Annotated in this window: 1 protein-coding gene; it reads left to right on the top strand. The window is 58.9% G+C overall.

All coding sequences use genetic code 11. The features are described 5' to 3' along the window. Window positions 1-140 precede the first annotated feature (140 nt). Window positions 141-575, top strand: a complete 435-nt coding sequence (locus KBI52_RS00995; RefSeq protein ID WP_210804802.1) for a hypothetical protein — start codon at window positions 141-143, stop codon at window positions 573-575. Window positions 576-604 lie beyond the last annotated feature (29 nt).

Here is a 604-nt window from a genome sequence, read left to right as displayed (position 1 = left end):
TGACCAACCGCGCCTTTGATGCCCTTGATGAGGTCGGCGACTGGATGCTCGGACGGCGATACTGATCCGAAGGCAGAAGTGCTATGTGTCATGGCGCCAGCGTAAGCTGTCCCCAATAATCTTGGGACAAGAAGTAGCCCATGAGCCCGTCGTCACAATGGACCCTGTTCCTCGCCCGCCCTGGACGAGAGCGGCAGCACGTCATCCGGGATCCTCAGGGCGAGCCCCGGCTCATCTTCGGCGAAGACGATGGCACACGGATCAACGATCGTCTGGCGAGATATCTTGTCGAGAGCCTGAATGCGGGTCTCGTTGTTGACTACCCGAACCTGGACGAGGGCTGGTTCCTGGACAGCCAGCAAGACGGCGACGAGCAGAATTCGGCCATTCTCATTTGCGACCCCGATTTCCAGAGCCGGCTTGAGATCCTCGACACAGAGAGCCCCGAGGATGATCGGGCGCTGGGCCGAAAGGTTGTGGCCCTGATCAATACCTACTTCACCCAAAACGAAGTTCCACTGCCAAGCGCTGCCTCCGTTGGCGCTTCACCAGAGAGGCAGCAGACCGGCTCCTAACGACGAACCATCGAGAAGAGAAAATCCTC

The sequence above is a fragment of the Microvirga sp. HBU67558 genome (assembly GCF_018069605.1).
Classification (GTDB): Bacteria; Pseudomonadota; Alphaproteobacteria; order Rhizobiales; family Beijerinckiaceae; genus Microvirga; species Microvirga terrae.
Note: the sequence above shows the minus strand (reverse complement) of the source record. Positions and strands in the feature narration are given on the sequence as shown.